General features: G+C 69.0%; 19 protein-coding genes. 7 read left to right on the forward strand and 12 right to left on the reverse strand.

What is annotated here, in order from left to right; all coding sequences use genetic code 11:
• Nucleotides 1-9 precede the first annotated feature (9 nt).
• The 7 genes from JYG32_RS10165 to JYG32_RS10195 all read right to left on the reverse strand — a co-directional run bounded on the left by JYG32_RS10165 (nucleotide 10) and on the right by JYG32_RS10195 (nucleotide 5,743).
• A complete protein-coding gene (locus JYG32_RS10165) occupies nucleotides 10-1,299 on the reverse strand; it encodes a dihydroorotase (RefSeq protein WP_213263479.1) in 1,290 nt (429 codons plus the stop codon).
• Between the two features lie 52 nt (nucleotides 1,300-1,351).
• Complete coding sequence (locus JYG32_RS10170) at nucleotides 1,352-2,383, reverse strand: aspartate carbamoyltransferase catalytic subunit (RefSeq protein ID WP_174384510.1); 1,032 nt, start codon at nucleotides 2,381-2,383, stop codon at nucleotides 1,352-1,354.
• A gap of 74 nt (nucleotides 2,384-2,457) precedes the next feature.
• Nucleotides 2,458-2,973: a bifunctional pyr operon transcriptional regulator/uracil phosphoribosyltransferase PyrR gene (pyrR, locus tag JYG32_RS10175; RefSeq protein WP_213263480.1), complete on the reverse strand. Its 516-nt coding sequence runs from the start codon at nucleotides 2,971-2,973 to the stop codon at nucleotides 2,458-2,460.
• Nucleotides 2,960-3,409, reverse strand: coding sequence for a Holliday junction resolvase RuvX (gene ruvX, locus JYG32_RS10180; RefSeq protein WP_213263481.1), 450 nt, complete (start codon nucleotides 3,407-3,409; stop codon nucleotides 2,960-2,962). The genes pyrR and ruvX overlap by 14 nt, the downstream gene beginning before the upstream one ends.
• The gene (locus tag JYG32_RS10185) at nucleotides 3,406-3,984 is read right to left on the reverse strand and encodes a YqgE/AlgH family protein (RefSeq protein ID WP_006491354.1); all 579 of its coding nucleotides are present in this window, start codon (nucleotides 3,982-3,984) and stop codon (nucleotides 3,406-3,408) included. Before JYG32_RS10185 ends, ruvX begins: the two co-directional genes overlap by 4 nt.
• A 182-nt stretch (nucleotides 3,985-4,166) precedes the next feature.
• Entirely contained in the window at nucleotides 4,167-5,468 is a 1,302-nt protein-coding gene (locus JYG32_RS10190) for a hypothetical protein (protein WP_213263482.1), read from the reverse strand.
• Between the two features lie 104 nt (nucleotides 5,469-5,572).
• The gene (locus tag JYG32_RS10195; RefSeq protein WP_004186709.1) at nucleotides 5,573-5,743 is read right to left on the reverse strand and encodes a rubredoxin; all 171 of its coding nucleotides are present in this window, start codon (nucleotides 5,741-5,743) and stop codon (nucleotides 5,573-5,575) included.
• A 254-nt stretch (nucleotides 5,744-5,997) separates the two neighbouring features.
• On the opposite strand from JYG32_RS10195, the gene JYG32_RS10200 reads away from it, so the two are divergent.
• Nucleotides 5,998-6,864, forward strand: coding sequence for a hydroxymethylpyrimidine/phosphomethylpyrimidine kinase (locus JYG32_RS10200; protein WP_213263483.1), 867 nt, complete (start codon nucleotides 5,998-6,000; stop codon nucleotides 6,862-6,864).
• A gap of 181 nt (nucleotides 6,865-7,045) precedes the next feature.
• On the opposite strand, the gene groL is transcribed toward JYG32_RS10200, so the two are convergent.
• Nucleotides 7,046-8,686 carry a chaperonin GroEL gene (gene groL / locus JYG32_RS10205; RefSeq protein ID WP_096472611.1) on the reverse strand — a complete coding sequence of 547 codons (1,641 nt, stop codon included), beginning with the start codon at nucleotides 8,684-8,686 and terminating at the stop codon, nucleotides 7,046-7,048.
• Nucleotides 8,687-8,732: 46 nt separating this feature from the next.
• Entirely contained in the window at nucleotides 8,733-9,026 is a 294-nt protein-coding gene (locus JYG32_RS10210) for a co-chaperone GroES (protein ID WP_026044985.1), read from the reverse strand.
• A 680-nt stretch (nucleotides 9,027-9,706) separates the two neighbouring features.
• Here JYG32_RS10210 and JYG32_RS10215 point away from each other — a divergent pair.
• From JYG32_RS10215 to JYG32_RS10240, 6 genes are all read left to right on the forward strand, one after another.
• Entirely contained in the window at nucleotides 9,707-11,173 is a 1,467-nt protein-coding gene (locus tag JYG32_RS10215) for a carbohydrate porin (RefSeq protein WP_213263484.1), read from the forward strand.
• Between the two features lie 67 nt (nucleotides 11,174-11,240).
• Entirely contained in the window at nucleotides 11,241-12,374 is a 1,134-nt protein-coding gene (locus tag JYG32_RS10220; protein WP_174384229.1) for a hypothetical protein, read from the forward strand.
• Between the two features lie 11 nt (nucleotides 12,375-12,385).
• Nucleotides 12,386-13,693: an iron uptake transporter deferrochelatase/peroxidase subunit gene (gene efeB / locus JYG32_RS10225; RefSeq protein WP_213263485.1), complete on the forward strand. Its 1,308-nt coding sequence runs from the start codon at nucleotides 12,386-12,388 to the stop codon at nucleotides 13,691-13,693.
• 72 nt (nucleotides 13,694-13,765) lie between these two features.
• Nucleotides 13,766-14,800 carry an iron ABC transporter substrate-binding protein gene (locus tag JYG32_RS10230; RefSeq protein ID WP_213263486.1) on the forward strand — a complete coding sequence of 345 codons (1,035 nt, stop codon included), beginning with the start codon at nucleotides 13,766-13,768 and terminating at the stop codon, nucleotides 14,798-14,800.
• Between the two features lie 2 nt (nucleotides 14,801-14,802).
• The gene (locus tag JYG32_RS10235) at nucleotides 14,803-16,401 is read left to right on the forward strand and encodes an ABC transporter permease (RefSeq protein ID WP_213263487.1); all 1,599 of its coding nucleotides are present in this window, start codon (nucleotides 14,803-14,805) and stop codon (nucleotides 16,399-16,401) included.
• Between the two features lie 28 nt (nucleotides 16,402-16,429).
• Entirely contained in the window at nucleotides 16,430-17,479 is a 1,050-nt protein-coding gene (locus JYG32_RS10240) for an ABC transporter ATP-binding protein (RefSeq protein ID WP_213263488.1), read from the forward strand.
• A gap of 26 nt (nucleotides 17,480-17,505) precedes the next feature.
• Here the strand turns inward: JYG32_RS10240 and JYG32_RS10245 are convergent, their stop codons facing one another.
• The 3 genes from JYG32_RS10245 to JYG32_RS10255 are packed head-to-tail and all read right to left on the reverse strand — an operon-like array spanning nucleotide 17,506 to nucleotide 19,120.
• Nucleotides 17,506-18,021: an SRPBCC family protein gene (locus JYG32_RS10245; RefSeq protein ID WP_213263489.1), complete on the reverse strand. Its 516-nt coding sequence runs from the start codon at nucleotides 18,019-18,021 to the stop codon at nucleotides 17,506-17,508.
• Nucleotides 18,022-18,065: 44 nt separating this feature from the next.
• Nucleotides 18,066-18,698: a LolA family protein gene (locus tag JYG32_RS10250; protein ID WP_174384453.1), complete on the reverse strand. Its 633-nt coding sequence runs from the start codon at nucleotides 18,696-18,698 to the stop codon at nucleotides 18,066-18,068.
• On the reverse strand, nucleotides 18,695-19,120 hold the full coding sequence (locus JYG32_RS10255; protein WP_433960822.1) for a quinol oxidase: 426 nt from the start codon (nucleotides 19,118-19,120) through the stop codon (nucleotides 18,695-18,697). Before JYG32_RS10255 ends, JYG32_RS10250 begins: the two co-directional genes overlap by 4 nt.
• Nucleotides 19,121-19,124 lie beyond the last annotated feature (4 nt).

The raw sequence follows: 19,124 nt of genomic DNA on the forward strand, positions 1-19,124 counted from the left end.
CGGCGTGGTTCAGTGGCGCTCGAACGCGATCTGTCCGGCGACGAGCGTCGTACGCACGCAGGCGGGCAGTTCGTAGCCGAGGAACGGCGAGTTGTGGCCCTGGCTCTTCAGCGCGCGCGGCTCGACGCGCCAGTGCGCGCGCGGGTCGAACACGCACAGGTCGGCCGCGCCGCCTTCGGCCAGCCGGCCCGCCGGCAGCTTCAGCACGTCGGCCGGCGCGGACGTGATGCGGCGCAGCGCCTGCGCGAGCGGCGTGCGCGTCTCGTCGGCCCACTTCAGCGTCAGCGACAGCAGCAGCTCGAGCCCCGTCGCGCCGGGCGTCGCTTCGCCGAACGGCAGCAGCTTCTCGTCGTCGTCGACGGGCGTGTGGTCGGAGCAGATCGCATCGATCGTGCCGTCGGCGAGCGCCACGCGGATCGCTTCGCGGTCGCGCTCGCTGCGCAGCGGCGGGTCGAGCCGGAACTGCGAATCGAAATAGCCGATGTCGACGTCGATCAGGTGCAGGTGGTTCACGCCGACGTCGCAGGTCACGGGCAGCCCCTCGGCCTTCGCCGCGCGCACGAGCGCGAGGCCCGCCGCCGACGACAGCCGCGCGAGGTGTACGCGCGCGCCCGTCACGCGCATCAGTTCGAAGATCGTGTGCAGCGCGATCGTCTCGGCCGCGACCGGCACGCCGGACAGCCCGAGCCGCGACGCGAGCGCACCGCTCGCGGCGACGCCGCCGCGGCCGATGAACGCGTCGAGCGGGCGCAGCCACGTGGTGTAGCCATAGGTGCTCGCGTACTGCAGCGCGCGCAGCAGCACCTGCGTGTCGCGCACCGGCACGTTCGCATGCGTGAAGCCGACGCAGCCGGACTCGGTCAGCGCGACCATTTCGGTGATCACCTCACCCTTGAGGCCGACCGTCAGCGCGCCGAGCGGATGAACGTTCGCCTGGTGCAGGTTGCGCGCGCGGTACTTGAGCATCTCGACGAGGCCCGGCTCGTCGAGCACGGGATCGGTGTCCGGCGGGCACACGAGGGTCGTGACGCCGCCCGCGACGGCCGCGGCCATCTCGGATGCGAGCGTCGCCTTGTGCTCGTAGCCGGGCTCGCGCAGCCGCGCGCACAGGTCGACGAGACCGGGCGCGACGATCAGGCCCGACGCGTCGATGGTCTTCGCGGCGTTGAAATCGGCCGGTGCCGCCGTGCCGGCCTCGGCGATCGCGGCGATCTTGCCGGCCGCGACGAATACGTCGGCCTGCCGCTCGGTGCCGGCGACCGGGTCGATCAGCGTGCCGCCTTTGATATGAATCTTCATGCGCTGTCTGTGAATGCGTTGATTGCGTGAATAGGGATGCGCGAAAGCGGGCTCAGTCGCTGGTGCCGGCGACGATGCCCATCACCGCCATCCGCACGGCGATGCCGAACGTGACCTGGTTGAGGATCACCGACTGCGGACCGTCGGCGACCTGCGAGTCGATCTCGACGCCGCGGTTCATCGGGCCCGGGTGCATCACGATCGCGTCGGGCGCGGCGAGCGCGAGGCGCTCGGGCGTCAGGCCCCAGGTCTTGAAGTATTCCTGCGCGGACGGCAGCAGCGCGCCGCTCATCCGCTCGTTCTGCAGACGCAGCATGATGATCACGTCGACGCCCTTCAACCCTTCGTCGAGGTTGTGGAACACCTTCACGCCCATCTGCTCGAGGCCGCCCGGCAGCAGCGTGCGCGGGCCGATCGCGCGCACTTCCGGCACGCCGAGCGTGGTGAGCGCGTGAATGTCCGAGCGCGCGACGCGCGAATGGAGGATGTCGCCGACGATCGCCACGCGCAGCTTCGTGAAGTCGCGCTTGTAGTGACGGATCGTGTACATGTCGAGCAGGCCCTGCGTCGGGTGCGCATGGCGACCGTCGCCGGCGTTGATCACGTGCACGTGCGGCGCGCAGTGCTCGGCGATCAGGTACGGCGCGCCGCTCGATGCGTGGCGCACGACGAACAGGTCGGCATGCATCGCCGACAGGTTGTTGATCGTGTCGAGCAGCGATTCGCCCTTGCTCGTCGACGATGCATTGATGTTCAGGTTCAGCACGTCGGCCGACAGGCGCGTCGCGGCGATCTCGAAGGTCGTGCGCGTGCGCGTCGAGTTCTCGAAGAACAGGTTGAAGACGGACTTGCCGCGCAGCAGCGGCACCTTCTTCACTTCACGGTCCGTCACGCTGACGAACTGCTCGGCCGTATCGAGGATGTGGTTCACGATCGAGCGCGGCAGGCCCTCGATCGACAGCAGGTGCTTCAGCTCGCCGTTTTTCGTGAGCTGCGGGTTGCCCTTCAGGAAACCGTAGCGGAACCGGTCGGGGCTCGCGGCCGCAGCGGGATTGCCGGTGCGGCCAGTGGTGTCGGTGGTCATGGTGTGCGTGATTCCAACTATGCAAACGGGCCGCGGTGCAAACCAGCGGCCCGGGATACGGTTTTGCGTGTCGTTCAGGCGCCGTGCGCCTCGACGCGCAGCGTGAACTGCGCGTCATCGTCGCGCGCGAGCACGAGCGTCGCGCCGGCCGGCACGTCGAGCGCGCCGCCCGCGAAGCGCGCGGCGACCGGCAGCTCGCGGCCGCCGCGGTCGGCAAGCACCGCGAGCTCGACCGCGGCCGGACGGCCGTAGTCGAACAGCTCGTTGAGCGCCGCGCGCACGGTGCGCCCGGTGTACAGCACGTCGTCGACGAGCACGATGCGCGCGCCGTCGACATCGAACGGCAGCGACGTCGGGCTGGCCTGGCTGTGCAGCCCCTTCTTCGCGTAGTCGTCGCGATGCAGCGCGACGTTCACGACGCCGAACGCCGGCGCGCCGAGATCGCGCGCGAGGCGCTCGGCGAGCCACGCGCCGCCGCTGTAGATGCCGGCGAGCCGCGGGCCGCCCGGTTCGGCGAAAGCCGTACCGTACGCGGCGCGAATCTGGTCGAGCAGGACGCGGTAAAGCGCGTCGGCGTCAATGGGGCTCATGGTCGGACAATTGATCGAGATACTGTTGAAGGATGACGCGCGCGGCCTCCGCATCGAGCATCTCGGCGCGTGCGCGGCCGCGCACGTTGCGCTCGCGCAGCCCGGCCTCGGCCTCGACCGACGAATAGCGCTCGTCGACCCAGGTGACGGGCAACCCGAAGCGGCCGTTCAACTGGTTGCCGAAGCGCTTCGCCTGCTGCGTCATGTCGTGCGGCGTGCCGTCCGGATGCATCGGCAGGCCGACGACGAGCGCGTCCGGCCGCCATTCGGCCAGCAGGTCGCCGACCGCCTTGAAGCGGTGCTCGCGATTCAGGTTCTGGATCACGACGAGCGCACGGGCCGAGCGCGTCAGCGCATTGCCGATCGCGACCCCGATTCGCTTTTCGCCGTAGTCGAACGCCAGGAGCGTCGCATCGCGCGCGCTCGCGCCACTCATGCGTGCCCTGCTTCGCCGGACAGCATCGACGAGCTGACGCCGAGCAGGCCCAGTGCGGCTTCGAAGCGCTCCTCGGCCGGCGTGTCGAACACGATGCGCGGATCGGCGGCCACGGTCAGCCAGCCGTTGCGGGAAATTTCTTCCTCGAGCTGCCCTGCGCCCCAGCCCGCATGGCCGAGCGTCAGCAGGAAGCGCTTCGGGCCGGTGCCCGTCGCGACCGCCTCGAGCACGTCCTTCGACGTCGTCATCTCCAGCCCGCCGTCGACGGACATCGACGAGTTGTAGCTCGCGCCCTCGACCGGCTCGTGCAGCACGAAGCCGCGCTCGGTCTGGACCGGGCCGCCGAAGTACACCGGGATGTGCAGCAGCGGCTCGATATCGAGCTTCAGGTCGATGCGGTTGAACAGCGATTCGAGGTCGATGTCGGTGGGACGGTTGATGACGAGGCCGAGCGCACCGCGCTCGCTGTGATCGCAAAGATAGACCACCGTTCCCGAGAACGTCGGATCGGCCATGTTCGGCATGGCGATCAGGAACTGGTTGGTGAGATTGATGCGATCGGAAGGCTTTGACATGGTTTGAATATTAGCAAAGACGCCGCGACCTGACCGGGCCGCGATCAACAAGCAACGCCGCGCCACGCTGGCAACGGCGCGCGCGGATCACACGGCACTCTAACACGCGCACGGGCACTGTCGGCAGCGTGTTGCAGGCCCGCGCGGCAAGGGGCGCAGCCGCGTGTCCGTTCCCTTGTTCGTCAGGTCCGGCCGAGCGCCGCGCCAAGCGCTTCAGACGCCGCGGTCAGGTCCGGCGGCGCGACGCCGGCCGCGATCTTCAGCAGCGCCGCGCGCAACATGTCGGACGCGTGACCGTGCGCATCGAGGCCGCCGTCGGCGAGCGGCACGCCGTGCGCCGCGCGGCGCCACGCAAGGCCGAGCGTGTCGGCCAGCAGCGCCGCGTGGCCGAGCCCGAGCGCGCACGCGGCGGTACCGACCCGGTAGGCGGCGCCGGACGCGTGCCACGCGGCACCCGGGTCGGCCGCGGCCGGATCGGCCGCGAGGTCGGCCATCGACGCATCGGCGGTCTGCAGGAAATCCTCATATGCATGCGCATTGACGGTCACGACGCCGAGCGCGCGGGTCGGCGCGGTGGCGACCGCGTCGTGCTCGGCCCGCGCGGCATCGGCCTCCCACAGCGCTTCGGACGCAGGCGTGCCGGCGACGTGCCAGTCGACCGTCAGCCCGTAGTCGTGCAGCACGTCGACGAGCGCGACGTCCTCGGCCGCGGCGCCGAACAGCGCCAAATCGCGCCACAACAGCGCGACCGTCTCGCGCACGAGCTCGGGCGGCGCGCTGCGCCGGCCCTGTGCATGCTCGCCGAGCAGCAGGTTCGTCCGCGCGAGAAAGCGCTTCAGTTCGGGCGCGCCGCTTGCACGCAGCGCGCGCAGGCACGCGGCCGCGAGCCGCCAGAAATCGTATGGTCCGTCGCCGGCCAGCGCGGCCTGCATCGCATCGAGTTCGTCGAGCGCCGCGTCGGGCGCGCCGTGCTGCGCACGCAGCACGCCGAGCAGCGCCTGCTCGTAGCGGGCGCGTACCCGGGTCGCGAACGCATCGGGCAGCACACGCAGCGTGGCCGGCGGCACCGCGCGGCCGACGAGCGCGAGCGCGTCGAGCGGCGCGCTTGCGCGCAGATCGGCGGCGCTTTGCGCACGCAATGCACGGAAATGGTCGAAGAGAACGGGCGAGCAGGCGAGCTCGCGCAGGTTGTGGCGGCCGACCGCCGCGCGGAAATCGCGCAGCGCGGCACGCCAGCCGGCCGAAGTCGGCTCGGCGGCGGCGAGCGACGCGGCGGCCGACAGTTGCCCGGCGAAACGCGCGGCCGACAGCCAGCCGGCTTCCGCCAGTACGGCCGCCGCAGCGGACAGCGGCGCGGCCGCGTCATCGCGCCGCTCGAATGCTTCGGCGGCCGCCGCAAGCCACGCGTCGGCCGCGCGCACGGCCCCGCCGCGCGGGTTGGGCAGTGCGTCAGGGAGGGGAACGTTCGCCGGATCGGCCGTCATGGACACGCGCGCCTGTCATCGTCAAGCCGCTCGCGCGAACCTCGGCGCGCGAGCGCCGGGCCGATGCGAGGCCGGAGCGGGGTGTCCGTAGGCCAAAGGTCCGGTCAGATCTGGACCATCTCGAAGTCTTCCTTGCGGGCGCCGCATTCGGGACACGTCCAGTTGATCGGGACGTCTTCCCAGCGCGTGCCCGGGGCAATGCCCTCTTCCGGCAGCCCGGCTTCTTCGTCGTAAATCCAGCCACAAATCAGGCACATCCAGCTCTTGTATTCCATCTTAAGCCGCGTCGGGAAAGTCGGTAAATTCGGGAGCCATGATGGTACCGTGTCGGGGCCGGACTGCCTAGCAATCGCGCTGGAGTACGGCGACTACGTTGCGCTGCGCTAAAAAATCCGTCGTGCGGGCCGGATTCCGCCGCATAATGACTGAAAAGTGCGGCCTGCCGGGCAACACAGGGCCGAAAAAGCCCATTTCGCCTCGCCGTCCGCATCTCCGTCGCTTTCCCGTTTTTCTCTTGCCCCATTTTTACATGTCCAGCAACGCCCCTCCGATCGTCCTCACCTTCGGCCTGTCCGATCCCACCGGGGGCTCCGGCATCCAAGCCGATCTGATGACCTTGGCGAGCATGGGCTGTCACGGCGTGTCCGTCCTGACGGGCTACACCGTGCGCGACTCGGCCGCCTGCGACGAAGTAACCGGCCTCGATCCCGACGTCGTCGCCGCCCAGGCGCGCATGCTGCTCGAGGACATGCCGGTCGCCGCGTTCAAGATCGGCGCGGCGACCCGCGCGGAAGTCGTGAGCGCGATCGCCGAGGTCGTTGCCGACTACGACGGCGTGCCGCTCGTGCTCGCGCCGGACTTCACGCTCGACGACGAGCACGTGCTCGCGGCCGATGACCTGCGCGAATCGATCGCCGACCTGCTGGCACCGCAGACGACGCTGCTGGTCGCCGACCACGCGACGCTGATCGCGCTCGCGCAGCCGGACGGCGACGCCGAGGCGCCGAATCTCGACGCGGCCGTGTCGCACCTGCTGTCGCAGGGCTGCGAGTACATCCTGTCGTCCGAGACGGGCTCGCACCGGCTCGTCAACACGCTGTACGGCGAGGAAGGCCAGCTCCGCGAGGACATGTGGGATCGCTCGCCGCACCGGCTGATGGGCATCACCGACACGCTGGGCGCGGCCATCGCCGCGCTGCTCGCGAACGGCCAGGAGCCGCCCGAGGCGGTCCGCGAGGCGCAGGAGTACCTGTACCAGGCCGTGCGCGACGCGTTCCGGCCCGGCATGGGCGCGTACCTGCCCGACCGGTTCTTCTGGGCGCGCAGCAACGAGGACGCGGACACGCCGCGGGCCACGAAGGCCGACCCGGTGCCGAGGACGTCGCACCGGCATTGAGCCGGGCGCGGCGGGCATACCCCGCCGCCGCACGGGGCTCGGCCCCGTCGGGCGCGACGCCCGGCCTGCGCACGCATCGAATCCCGCGCCCAAATAAAAAAAGACCCGCATCGCTGCGGGTCTTTTCTTTTGACTGGAACGCGCATCGCTGCGCGTTCCGGACACCATCGACCGAAGTCGATTACATGTCCATGCCCATGCCGCCCATGCCGCCCGGCATGCCGCCAGCCATCGGTGCGTCTTCCTTCGGCAGTTCTGCAACGGCTGCGTCCGTCGTCAGCAGCAGGCCTGCAACCGAAGCTGCGTTCTGCAGTGCGGTACGCGTGACCTTGGTCGGGTCGACGACGCCGGCTTCGACCATGTCGACGTACTCGCCCGTCGCTGCGTTGTAGCCGTAGTTGCCCTTGCCTGCAGCAACTGCCGCCACCACGACGCTGGCTTCTTCGCCGCCGTTCGTGACGATCTGGCGCAGCGGCTCTTCCATTGCGCGCAGCACGATCTTGATGCCGGCATTCTGGTCGGCGTTCAGGCCGGTCAGGCCTGCGATCGCGGTGCGAGCGCGGATCAGCGCAACGCCGCCGCCTGCCACGATGCCTTCTTCCACAGCTGCGCGCGTTGCGTGCAGTGCGTCTTCGACACGTGCCTTCTTTTCCTTCATTTCGACTTCGGTCGCAGCACCGACCTTGATCACTGCCACGCCGCCGGCCAGCTTGGCCACGCGCTCTTGCAGCTTTTCACGGTCGTAGTCCGACGTCGCTTCCTCGATTTGCGCGCGCACTTGCTTCACGCGTGCTTCGATGTTCACGGCTTCGCCTGCGCCATCGATGATCGTCGTGTTTTCCTTGCCCACTTCGATGCGCTTCGCCTGGCCCAGTTCTGCCAGCGTTGCCTTCTCGAGCGTCAGGCCGGTTTCTTCCGCGACGACTTGACCGCCGGTCAGGATCGCGATGTCTTCCAGCATCGCCTTGCGACGATCGCCGAAGCCCGGTGCCTTGACCGCAACGGTCTTCAGGATGCCGCGGATGTTGTTGACGACCAGCGTTGCGAGCGCTTCGCCTTCGACGTCTTCGGCGATGATCAGCAGCGGACGGCCAGCCTTCGCGACTTGCTCGAGCACCGGCAGCAGATCACGGATGTTCGACACCTTCTTGTCGTGCAGCAGCACGAACGGGTTGTCGAGGACGGCGACTTGCTTGTCCGGGTTGTTGATGAAGTACGGCGACAGGTAGCCGCGGTCGAATTGCATGCCTTCGACGACGTCGAGTTCGTCGGCCAGCGACTTGCCGTCTTCGACGGTGATCACGCCTTCCTTGCCGACCTTGTCCATCGCTTCAGCGATGCGATCGCCGATCGACGAATCGCTGTTCGCCGAGATCGAGCCGACCTGTGCGATTTCCTTGTTCGTCGTGCACGGCTTGCTGATCTTCTTCAGCTCTTCGACAGCCGCTGCGACTGCCTTGTCGATGCCGCGCTTCAGGTCCATCGGGTTCATGCCCGATGCGACGTACTTCATGCCTTCGCGAACGATCGATTGCGCGAGGACGGTTGCCGTCGTCGTGCCGTCGCCTGCGTTGTCGCTGGTCTTGGAAGCGACTTCCTTGACCATTTGCGCGCCCATGTTCTGGAGCTTGTCCTTCAGCTCGATTTCCTTCGCGACCGACACACCGTCCTTGGTGACCGTCGGGCCGCCGAAGCTGCGCTCGAGCACGACGTTGCGGCCCTTCGGACCCAGCGTGACCTTGACTGCGTTGGCGAGAATGTTCACGCCTTCGACCATCTTCGAACGGGCGGAATCGCCGAATACGACGTCTTTAGCTGCCATCTTCTAACTCCTTGAATTCTTGGGAATATGTACCGTCGGAGGACGCTTAGTTAGCGTTGACCACGGCCATGATGTCTTCTTCGCGCATGACCAGCAGTTCCTGGCCGTCGACCTTCACGGTCTGGCCTGCGTACTTGCCGAACAGGACGCGATCGCCGACCTTCACGTCGAGCGCGATCGGGGCGCCCTTGTCGTCACGCTTGCCCGGGCCGACCGCAAGGATCTCGCCTTGATCCGGCTTTTCAGCAGCGGCTTCGGGGATCACGATGCCCGAGGCGGTCTTGGTTTCCTGATCCAGGCGCTTGACGATCACGCGATCGTGCAAAGGACGAAGGTTCATATTCACTCCTCTCTTGACTGAGATTGAAGAACGCTTAGGGAATCTGCCCGGCGGATCGCCCGGCAGAGAATTGTTAGCACTCTCGTGCAGCGAGTGCTAATTATATGGACGGGTTTTGACAAATTCAAGAAGGGAAACCGGACGAATTTTCGGGGCCGCCAGGCAGCGGGAAAAGCGCATCAAAACAAGCAAAACCCCTTTCAAAACAAAACCCTGACAAACACTGCCCGGCCCGACCGGCGGGCCCGTGCGGCCCGCGAATCTCATCCAGCCCCGTTTGGACACCGGGTAAGCACGGAGTTCCTGCGTCCGGCGACATCGCATCAAAAAACCTGCGCCGGCGCCGATCCGGCATGCCGCAACGCCGCCTTCGCGCGCGCCGGACGCCCATTGCGCGCCCTTCCCGCGGATGCATCGATCCGCATCGAAGCATTCATTTTCATTACGCCGATATTTACGGTTTTGAAAGGTATCCGGCCGTCGCGGGCCTTGTCCGTAAGCCACTTCATTACATTTAGTAATCTAGATGCGAATCATTCTCGTTTACATTGACTTTCCCATTTGACACTTCTACGATGCGCCGCGTTGCGTTCATCTTCGTGCCCTGGCCAATCGGCGCCGAGCGTTCGGATAGCGCCTTAAAAGCAGGACTCCAGATTAAAGAAAACCAGGGGTTTGATATGAAGTTGGTGTCGTTCCACGGAGACCGTATCCGCGCCCGGATGCGCCCCGCCGCCTTTGCGGCCATCCTCGCTTGCGCATCGTTCGCGAGCGGCGCCGCGTTCGCCGCCACGCCGGTCGACGCACAGCCCGAAGCGCCCGAGGCCGACCTCGCGATCCAGGCCAGGCCGACCGACATGTGGACCGGCATCTGGACGCGCCAGAGCCTGCTCGGCGACATGGGCGGCATCCGCCCGTGGCTCGGCAAGTACGGCGCGACGCTGCAGATCACCGAAACCAGCGAATACCTCGCGAACCTGCGCGGCGGCCTGAACCGCGGCGGCACGTACGACGGGCTGACGACGGCGACGCTGACGGTCGATACGCAAAAGGCGATCGGCCTGCCCGGCGGCACGTTCAACGTCAGCGCGCTGCAGATCCACGGCCGCAACCTGAGCGCGGCGAACCTCGGCACGCTCAACACCGCGAGCGGCATCGAGGCGCAGGACACGACGCGCCTGTGGGAGCTGTGGTACCAGCAGTCGTTCCTCGACAAGCGCGTCGACGTGAAGATCGGCCAGCAGAGCCTGGACCAGGAATTCATGGTCAGCACGTATGCGAACTCGTTCGTCAACACGATGTTCGGCTGGCCCGCGCTGCCGTCGTACGACCTGCCCAATGGCGGCCCCGCCTATCCGCTCGCGGGCCTCGGCGTGCGCGTGCGCGCGCAGATCACGCCGAAGCTCACCGCGCTCGCGGGCGTGTTCGACGGCGATCCGCTCGGCAACAACCCGAACAACCTGAGCGGCACGAACTTCAACCTGCACAACGGCACGCTCTATATCGGCGAGCTGCAGTACGCGCTGAACCAGCCGTCCGACGGCGAAATGGACACCGGCCGCTCGAACGGGCTGCCGGGCACCTACAAGATCGGCGTCTGGTATCACAACGGCCGCTTCGCGGACCAGAACGTCGGCACCGACGGGCTGTCGCTCGCGGATCCCGCATCGAACGGCAGCGCGCAGCAGCGCCACGGCGACTACAGCTTCTATGCGGTGGCCGACCAGATGATCTGGCGCCCCGACCCGACCGGCCCGCAGAGCCTCGGCGTGTTCGCACGCGTGATGGGCGCGCCGGGCGACCGCAACCTGGTGAGCTTCGCGGCGAACGCGGGGGTCGTGCTGAAGGCGCCGTTCGCGGGCCGCGACAACGACAGCGTCGGCCTCGCCGTCACGTACATCCAGGTCGGCAGCCACGTGACCGACCTCGACCGGGCCGCGCGGTCGTTCGCGACCGGCCCGTACGGCGTGCGCACCCGCGAGACGACGCTCGAGGCGACCTACCAGTACCAGGTCAACCCGTGGTGGGTGATCGCGGCCGATGCGCAGTACACGTTCAATGCCGGCGCGGGCCAGAACCCGAGCGACGCGACCCAGCCGCTGCGCAACACGTTCGTGGTCGGTGCGCGCACGACGATCACGTTCTGAGCACCGCGCCCACGCTACCCGTTTTTCGCGCGCCGCTGCGGCGGCGCGTCCCCCAGGAGAGACCCAGATGATTCAATCCGCCCCGCTTCGCCGCCTCGCGACGGGCGCACTGGCCGCCGCCGCGCTGACGGCCGCCGCCGGCGCGTTCGCCGAGCCGCAAGGCTTCCTCGAGACGCTGCATCGCCATACGCTGCTCGTCAACACGGTGCCCGACAACGGCGACCAGAACCCGTACGCGATCGCGGTCGCGCCGGTGTCGGCCGGCACGATCCAGGCCGGCGACGTGCTCGTCGACAACTTCAACAACGCGGCGAACCTGCAGGGCACCGGCAGCACGATCGTCGACTACCGGCCGTCGACGAAGCAGATGAGCCTGTTCGCGACGATCCCGCGCGACCTGAAGGCATGCCCCGGCGGCGTCGGCCTGTCGACCGCGATGACGATGCTGAAGTCGGGCTGGGTGATCGTCGGCAGCACGCCGAGCAACGACGGCACGACGTCGACGAAGGGCGCCGGCTGCCTGATCGTGCTCGATCCGCAAGGCAAGATTGCATCGACCTGGTCGAGCCCGAACATCAACGACCCGTGGGGCAACATGGCCGTGGTCGACCGCGGCGACAGCGCGACGCTGTTCGTCAGCATGGCCGGCTTCGGCGTCGGCGGCGCGGACGGCAACCCGCCCGTCTACAAGCAGGCGACCGTGCTGCGCATCGACGTCGATGTGCCGGCCGGCAAGCCGCCCGTGATCAAGCAGGAAACGATTATCGCAAGCGGCCTCGGCGCGCAGGCCGACAAGGGCGTGTTCCTCGTCGGCCCGACCGGCCTCGCGCTGTCGGGCGACCAGAAGAAGCTGTACGTGTCGGACGCGATCGGCAACCGGATCGTCGAGATCGACGATCCGCTCACGCGCGACACGAGCGCGGGCGTCGGCCGCCAGGTGACGGCCGACGGCTTCCTGCGCCGCCCGCTCGCGCTCGCGACCGCGCCGAACGGCCATCTGCTCGCGACCAATGCGCTGAACGGCCAGGTCGTCGAGATCGACCCGGCCGCCGGCAAGCAGCTCTATGCACGCTGGATCGACACCGACAAGGCGCAATCGCCGCCCGGCAACGGCGACCTGTTCGGGATCGCGATGACGCCGGCCGGCGACGGCTTCTATTACGTCCAGGACGACGTCAACACGCTGATGCTCGCGAAGTAACGGAGCCGACCATGGCAGACGATCTGAACCCGCCATCGCGCCCCGCGCGCCGCGGCTTCCTGAAAGCCGGCGGCGCGGCGGTGGCCGCGGGCCTCGCGGCGGGCGCGATGCCGGCCGCGCGCGCGGCCGATGCCGCCAACCCGGCCGCCGCGGATGCGCACGCGCACGACGACGACCTCGAGCCGTTCTACGGCAAGCACCAGGGCGGCATCGTGACGCCGCAGCAGCGCAACGCATATTTCGCGGCGCTCGACCTCACGACCGACAAACGCGCGGACGTGATCGCGCTGCTGAAGACGTGGACCGACGCGGCCGCGCGCCTGACGCGCGGCGACACCGCGCAGCCGCTGCCGGCAACCGGCGGCGACGACGTGGCGCCGGCCGACTCGGGCGACGCGCTCGGCATCGGCCCGTCGCGGCTGACCATCACGTTCGGCTTCGGGCCCGGCCTGTTCGCGGTCGCGGGCAAGGACCGCTACGGCCTCGCGAAGCAGCGCCCGGCCGCGCTCGTCGACCTGCCGCGCTTCAACGGCGACCAGTTGATTCCGGAGAAGACCGGCGGCGACCTGTTCATCCAGGCGTGCGCGAACGATGCGCAGGTCGCGTTCCATGCGGTGCGCCAGCTCGTGCGCCTCGGCGGCAAGGCCGTGCAGATGCGCTGGGGCCAGGCCGGCTTCACGTCCGGCAAGCCGGGCGAGACGCCGCGCAACCTGATGGGCTTCAAGGACGGCACGATGAACCCGTCGCGCGACGACCCCGCCGCGATGAACGAATTCGTGTGGGCCGGCAGCGAAGGCCCGGCGTGGATGAACGGCGGCACCTATACGGTCGTGCGCCGCATCCGCATCACGCTCGAACACTGGGACAACACCGAGCTCGGTTTCCAGGAGCAGGTGTTCGGCCGCAGGAAGTACAGCGGCGCACCGATCGGCGGGAAGCAGGAATTCGAAGCGCTCGACCTCGATGCGGTCGACAACGACGGCAATTCGGTGATCCCCGACAACTCGCACGCGCGTCTCGCATCGCCGCAGCTCAACAACGGCGCGCAGATCCTGCGTCGCGCGTATTCGTACAACGACAGCGCGAATTTCTACATCGAGCGCTGGCCGCCGTGGCGTCAGCAGACCGAGTACGACGCGGGGCTGATGTTCGTCGCGCACCAGCGCGACCCGCGCCGTGGCTTCATTCCGATCAACGAGAAGCTCGCGAAGCTGGACATCATGAACCAGTTCACCACGCACGTCGGCAGCGCGATCTTCGCGTGTCCGCCGGGCGCGCAACCCGGTTCGTACATCGGCGCCGCGCTGTTCGAAGCGTAACGGCATAACGACGCAACGACACGCAACGCACCCTTTTTCCCGGCCCGTCCGGATGAAACCCACGACGACGACATGAACACTTCACCCGTTAGCCGCCCGCTGCGGCACCTGATCGCCGCGGCCGCCGCCGCGCTGATGCTGACCGGCGCGCTGCACGCCACGCGCGCGCATGCCGCGACGCTCACGCTGTACAACGCGCAGCACGAGCAGGTCGTCAACCAGCTCGTCAAGGACTTCGAAGCGCAGAGCGGCATCACCGTGAAGGTGCGCTCGGGCGAAGGCCCCGCGCTCGCCGCGCAGCTCGTCGCGGAAGGCGATCGCACGCCGGCCGACGTGTACTTCACCGAGAACTCGCCCGAGCTCGTGCTGCTCGACCGCAAGGGCCTGCTCGCGAAGACCGACGGCGCCGCACTGCAGGCGGTGCCCGCGCGCTTCAACCCGACCGACGGCAACTGGGTCGGCGTGCTCGCGCGCGAGAACGTGCTCATCTACAACACCGCGAAGCTCCAGCCGCAGCAACTGCCCGCGTCGCTGCTCGATCTCGCGAAACCCGAATGGAAGGGCAAGGTCGGCGTCGCGCCGAGCGATGCGGACTTCCTGCCGCTCGTGAGCGCGGTGCTCGCGCTGCACGGCGAAGCCGCGACGCTGCAATGGCTGAAGGGCCTGAAGACCAACGCGCAAATCTTCGACGACGACGAAGGCGTGACGGCGGCCGTCAACCGCGGCGGCGTGCTGACCGGCATCGTCAACAACTACTACTGGGATCGCCTGCACGCCGAACTCGGCGACAAGTCGACCAAGAGCGCGATCCACCACTTCGGCAACCACGACGTCGGCGCGGCCGTCAACGTGTCGGGCGCCGCGGTGCTGAAGGCGTCGAAGCACCAGGCCGATGCGCAGAAGTTCGTCGCGTATCTCGTCAGCGAGCGCGCGCAGAAGCTGATGGCGGGCGGCCACATCAGCTTCGAGTATCCGCTGCACCCGGGCGTCGCACCCGACCCGATCCTGAAGCCGTTCAACGAACTGAGCCCGCCGGCGCTGACGTTCGAACAGCTCGGCGACGACAGCCAGGCCGGCAAGCTGCTGCGCCAGGCCGGCCTGCTCTGAGCATGAGCGACGCCGTGTCCCGCACGGCACGCCCCGCGCGCGACGGCGAGCGCGCCGCGACGCGGCGGCGCCCGTCGCGCGCGCTCGTCGCCGCGGCCGCGTGCGGGCCGCTTGCGATCCTGTTGCCGCTCGGTTTCACGCTGTATCGCGCGGCGACCTTCGGCGTCGACGATGCGATCGAGCTGCTGTGGCGCCCGCTCGTCGGCGAACTGCTCGTCAACACGTTGTCGATCACGCTCGCCGCGACCCTCGCGTGCACACTGCTCGGCACCGCGGTCGCGTGGTTCATCGAGCGCACCGACCTGCCGGCGCGGCCGCTGTGGACCGCGCTCGCCGCAGCGCCACTCGCGGTGCCGCCATTCATCACGAGCTATGCGTGGGTGTCGCTGAGCCTCGACCTGCAGGACTTCCTCGGCGCGCTGATCGTGCTGACCTCGGCGTACTTCCCGCTCGTCTACCTGCCGGTGGCCGCCGCGCTGCGCGAGCTCGACCCCGCGCTCGAAGAAAGCGCGCGCACGCTCGGCTGCTCGCCGTGGCATACCTTCTTGCGCGTCGTGCTGCCGCAGTTGCGCCCCGCGCTGTGTGGCGGGATGCTGCTCGTCGCGCTCGGCGTACTGTCCGAATTCGGCGCGTTCCAGTTGCTGCGCTTTCGCACCTTCACGACCGAGATCTATGCGGAATACCGCACCGCGTTCGACGGCGGCGGCGCATCGCTGCTCGGCTGCGTGCTGATCGCGCTGTGCCTGTTGTGCCTCGCGATCGAGGCGCGCGCACGCGGCCATGCGCGCTACGGCCATACGCACCGCGCCGCGCGCCGCGTCGCGATGCGTTATCCGCTCGGGACCCTGCGCGGCCCCGTCACCGTCGCGTTCGCCGTGCTCGCGGCCGCGACGCTCGGCGTGCCGCTCGCGATGATCGGCTACTGGCTCACGCAACAGGGCGCGGCCGCCGTCACGCCGGCCGATGTGTCGCCCGAACTGCTGTGGCAGGCCGCGCTCGCGTCGTCCGGCTACGGCCTCGCGGCCGCGGCCGTCACGACGCTGCTCGCGCTGCCGCTCGCGTTCCTGCTGGTCCGTTATCCGGGCCGCGTCGCGACGATCCTCGAACGTACGGCGATGACCGTGCAGGGCGTGCCGGGCATCGTCGTCGCGCTCGCGATCGTGTCGATCACGGTACGGCTGCTGCAGCCGCTTTACCAGAGCGCGCCGGCGCTCGTCGCCGCGTACGCGATCCTGTTCCTGCCGCTCGCGGTCGTCAGCGTGCGCGCGGCGCTGTCGCACGTGCAGGTCCGGCTCGAGGAAACCGCGCGTTCGCTCGGCCTCGGCTGGCGCGCGACGCTCACGCGCGTGGTGCTGCCGCTCGCGGCGCCCGGCCTCGGCGCGGCCGCGACGATGGTGTTCATCTCGGTCGTGACGGAACTCAACGCGACGCTGCTGCTGTCGCCGATCGGCACCCGCACGCTCGCGACGCAGGTGTGGAGCGATACGGCGACGCTCGCGTTCGCGGCCGCGGCGCCTTATGCGGCGCTGCTCGTCGCGCTGTCGCTGGGCGCATCGGGACTGCTGTTCCGGCTGCTCGGCCGCGCGTCGGTGCGCGACTGAGCGCCGCCCCCTTTCCCCGGAACCGCTCATGAGCGAACTACGCATCCACGGCCTGTCCAAATCGTTCGGATCGCATACCGTCCTGCACGACATCGATCTCACCGTGCGGCGCGGCTCACGCCTCGCGCTGCTCGGCCCGTCCGGCAGCGGCAAGACGACGCTGCTGCGCGTGCTGTGCGGCTTCGAGCGCGCCGAGCGCGGCACCGTCGAGATCGACGGGCGCCGCGTGGCCGCGCCCGGCGTGCACCTGCCGCCCGAACAGCGCCGGATCGGCTATGTGCCGCAGGAAGGCGCGCTGTTTCCGCATCTGTCGGTGGCCGACAACATCGCGTTCGGCCTGCCGCGCGCGGCGCGGCGGCGCCATCATCGCGTCGGAGAACTGCTCGAGATGGTCGGACTGCCCGCGTCGTACGCGAGCCGCGCACCGCAGCAACTGTCCGGCGGGCAGCAGCAGCGCGTCGCGCTTGCGCGCGCGCTGGCGCCCGAGCCGTCGCTCGTGATCCTCGACGAACCGTTCTCCGCGCTCGACACGTCGCTGCGCCACGAAACGCGCAGCGCGGTCGCGGATGCGCTCGCCGCGGCGGGCGCGACGTCGGTGCTCGTCACGCACGACCAGCCCGAGGCGATGACGCTCGGCGACGAAGTGGCGGTGATGTGGCAAGGCCGGCTCGTGCAGACGGCCGCGCCGCAGACGCTGTACCGGCAGCCCGTCACGCGCGACATCGCGTCGTTCGTCGGGCAAGCCGTGCTGCTCGCGGGCCGCGTGCGCGACGGGCGCATCGCGTGCGCGCTCGGCGAGTTGCCGCTCGTCGCGCCGCTGCCCGACGGGCCGGCCGACGCGATGCTGCGCCCCGAGCAGATCGGCCTCGTGCCGGTCGCGCATGCCGACGCAGCGCGCGGCCATACGGCGCGCGTCGAAGCCGCACAGTTCGCGGGCCAGGACGCCGACGTGCTCACGCGCCTCGATGCCGATGCCGACGTGTTCGTGCGCGTACGCGTGCCGGGACACCGGTGTCCGGCAGTCGGCGAACGCGTCGCGCTCGTCGTCGACGGTGCGGTGATGGCGTACGCGCGCTGAGCGGCGCGGCCCGTCGTCACGCGCCATCACGCATCGGCGCAGCCCGCATCCGACAGCGGCCGGAAGGTCCGGCCGCCCGTCTCGACGGCCGCGCCCAGCAGCCGTGCAAGGCCCTTCGCGCCTTCGCGCATCACGACGTCGTGATTCCATCGGAACAGCGGGCGCGCGAACGGCTCCAGCCAGTTCATCCAGCGCACGTGCGTGTGGATGTGCCAGTCGTAGCGCACGACGGTGCATGCGCCGTCGCCGGCGAACGACCAGCATCCGTCGCCTTCGATCGCGCCGCTCGCGCGGCCTTCGAGCGCATGCGGCGGCTCGACGCGCCGCACGCGCATGTCGAAGGTCAGCCGGTACGGCAGCGCGCCCTTCCACGTGTACCGGTGCAGCGCGCCGACGCCACGCGCGTCGCCCTGCTCGATCTCGACGGTGCGTACCGCGCCCTTCCACCAGTCGGGCCAGCGGTCGACCTGGTAGATCGCGTCCCAGACCGCCGCGAGCGGGGCGTCCACGCGCCATGTCGTCGAGAACCGGTATTCCGCCATGCAGCCTCCGGCATGCGTGTCAGGGGCATCAATCGGCGCACCAATCAGGGCGCGAAAAAGCGCTCGGGAAACGCGACGTCGATCTCGATATCGTCGAGCGTCACGGTTTCGAGCGGCACGTCGTCATCGTCCGCGAAGCTGACGACCTTCAGCGGAAAGCCGTCCTCGGCGTCCAGCCACAGCCGGTAGCGATGCACGCCGTCGACCGCATGCGCGGGCCCGCCCGTGACCGACACGCGCAGCGCGGCCCGGCCGCCGACGGCCTCCTCGCCTTCGGTCACCGTCGCACCGCCCTGCTGCAGCGCATGAACGTTGCGCAGCAACTCGCCGACGTCCGACCGGTCGACCCGGTGGCCGCTGCGGTCGCGCACGAGCGGATTGGACGGCGACAGCGTCAGCGCGGGCGGCGCATGCGCGCCGAACGGGCGCAGCCGCACCTTGCCGTCGCCGGGATCGTAGGCGAGCACCGCGCCGTGATGAGGCGACACGAAATCCATCCGGACGAAGCCGGGTTTCAGGTACGCATAGCGGATTTCGGTATGTTCGCCGCCCCGCGCCGACGAGCGGATCGTCGCGCGATACGAGCGGACGTGGTCGAAATGCGCCTGCGCGACGGTCACGGGATCGGCTGTCATGCTCGCTCCTATCAGGCTCGCGGCCAGCAACGCGGCGATCACGGCGCCGCCTCGACGTCGAGCACGCCTTCCATCCCGCGCTCGCGATGGCTCCTGAAAAACAGCAGCCGATGCGTGCAATAGTAGGCGAACCGGCCCGGCTGCGCAGGCGTGAAGCGAAAGGTCTTCGGCGTCGTGCCGAGTTCGGTGTGCACCGCGATGCCGGCCTGCGGCGCGTCGATCTCGAAACTGTGCGGCACGACGCCGGGCTCGGCCGACACGGTCAGCTCGACCGGTAAGTGCGCGCGCACGATCACGTGGTTCGGACGGAAGAAATAGCTGCCGCCGACGATCGTCACCCGCTGCACGCCGTCGGCGTCGACCGGCACGCGCACCGGCGCATCGCCGTCCGCCCGCGCGAGGGCAGCACCCACGGCGAGCGCCGCGAGCACCGGCATCAGCATGAGCATCTTCGTCGTCTTCATCGAC

Source organism: Burkholderia pyrrocinia, assembly GCF_018417535.1.
In the GTDB taxonomy this organism is placed as follows: Bacteria; Pseudomonadota; Gammaproteobacteria; order Burkholderiales; family Burkholderiaceae; genus Burkholderia; species Burkholderia pyrrocinia_E.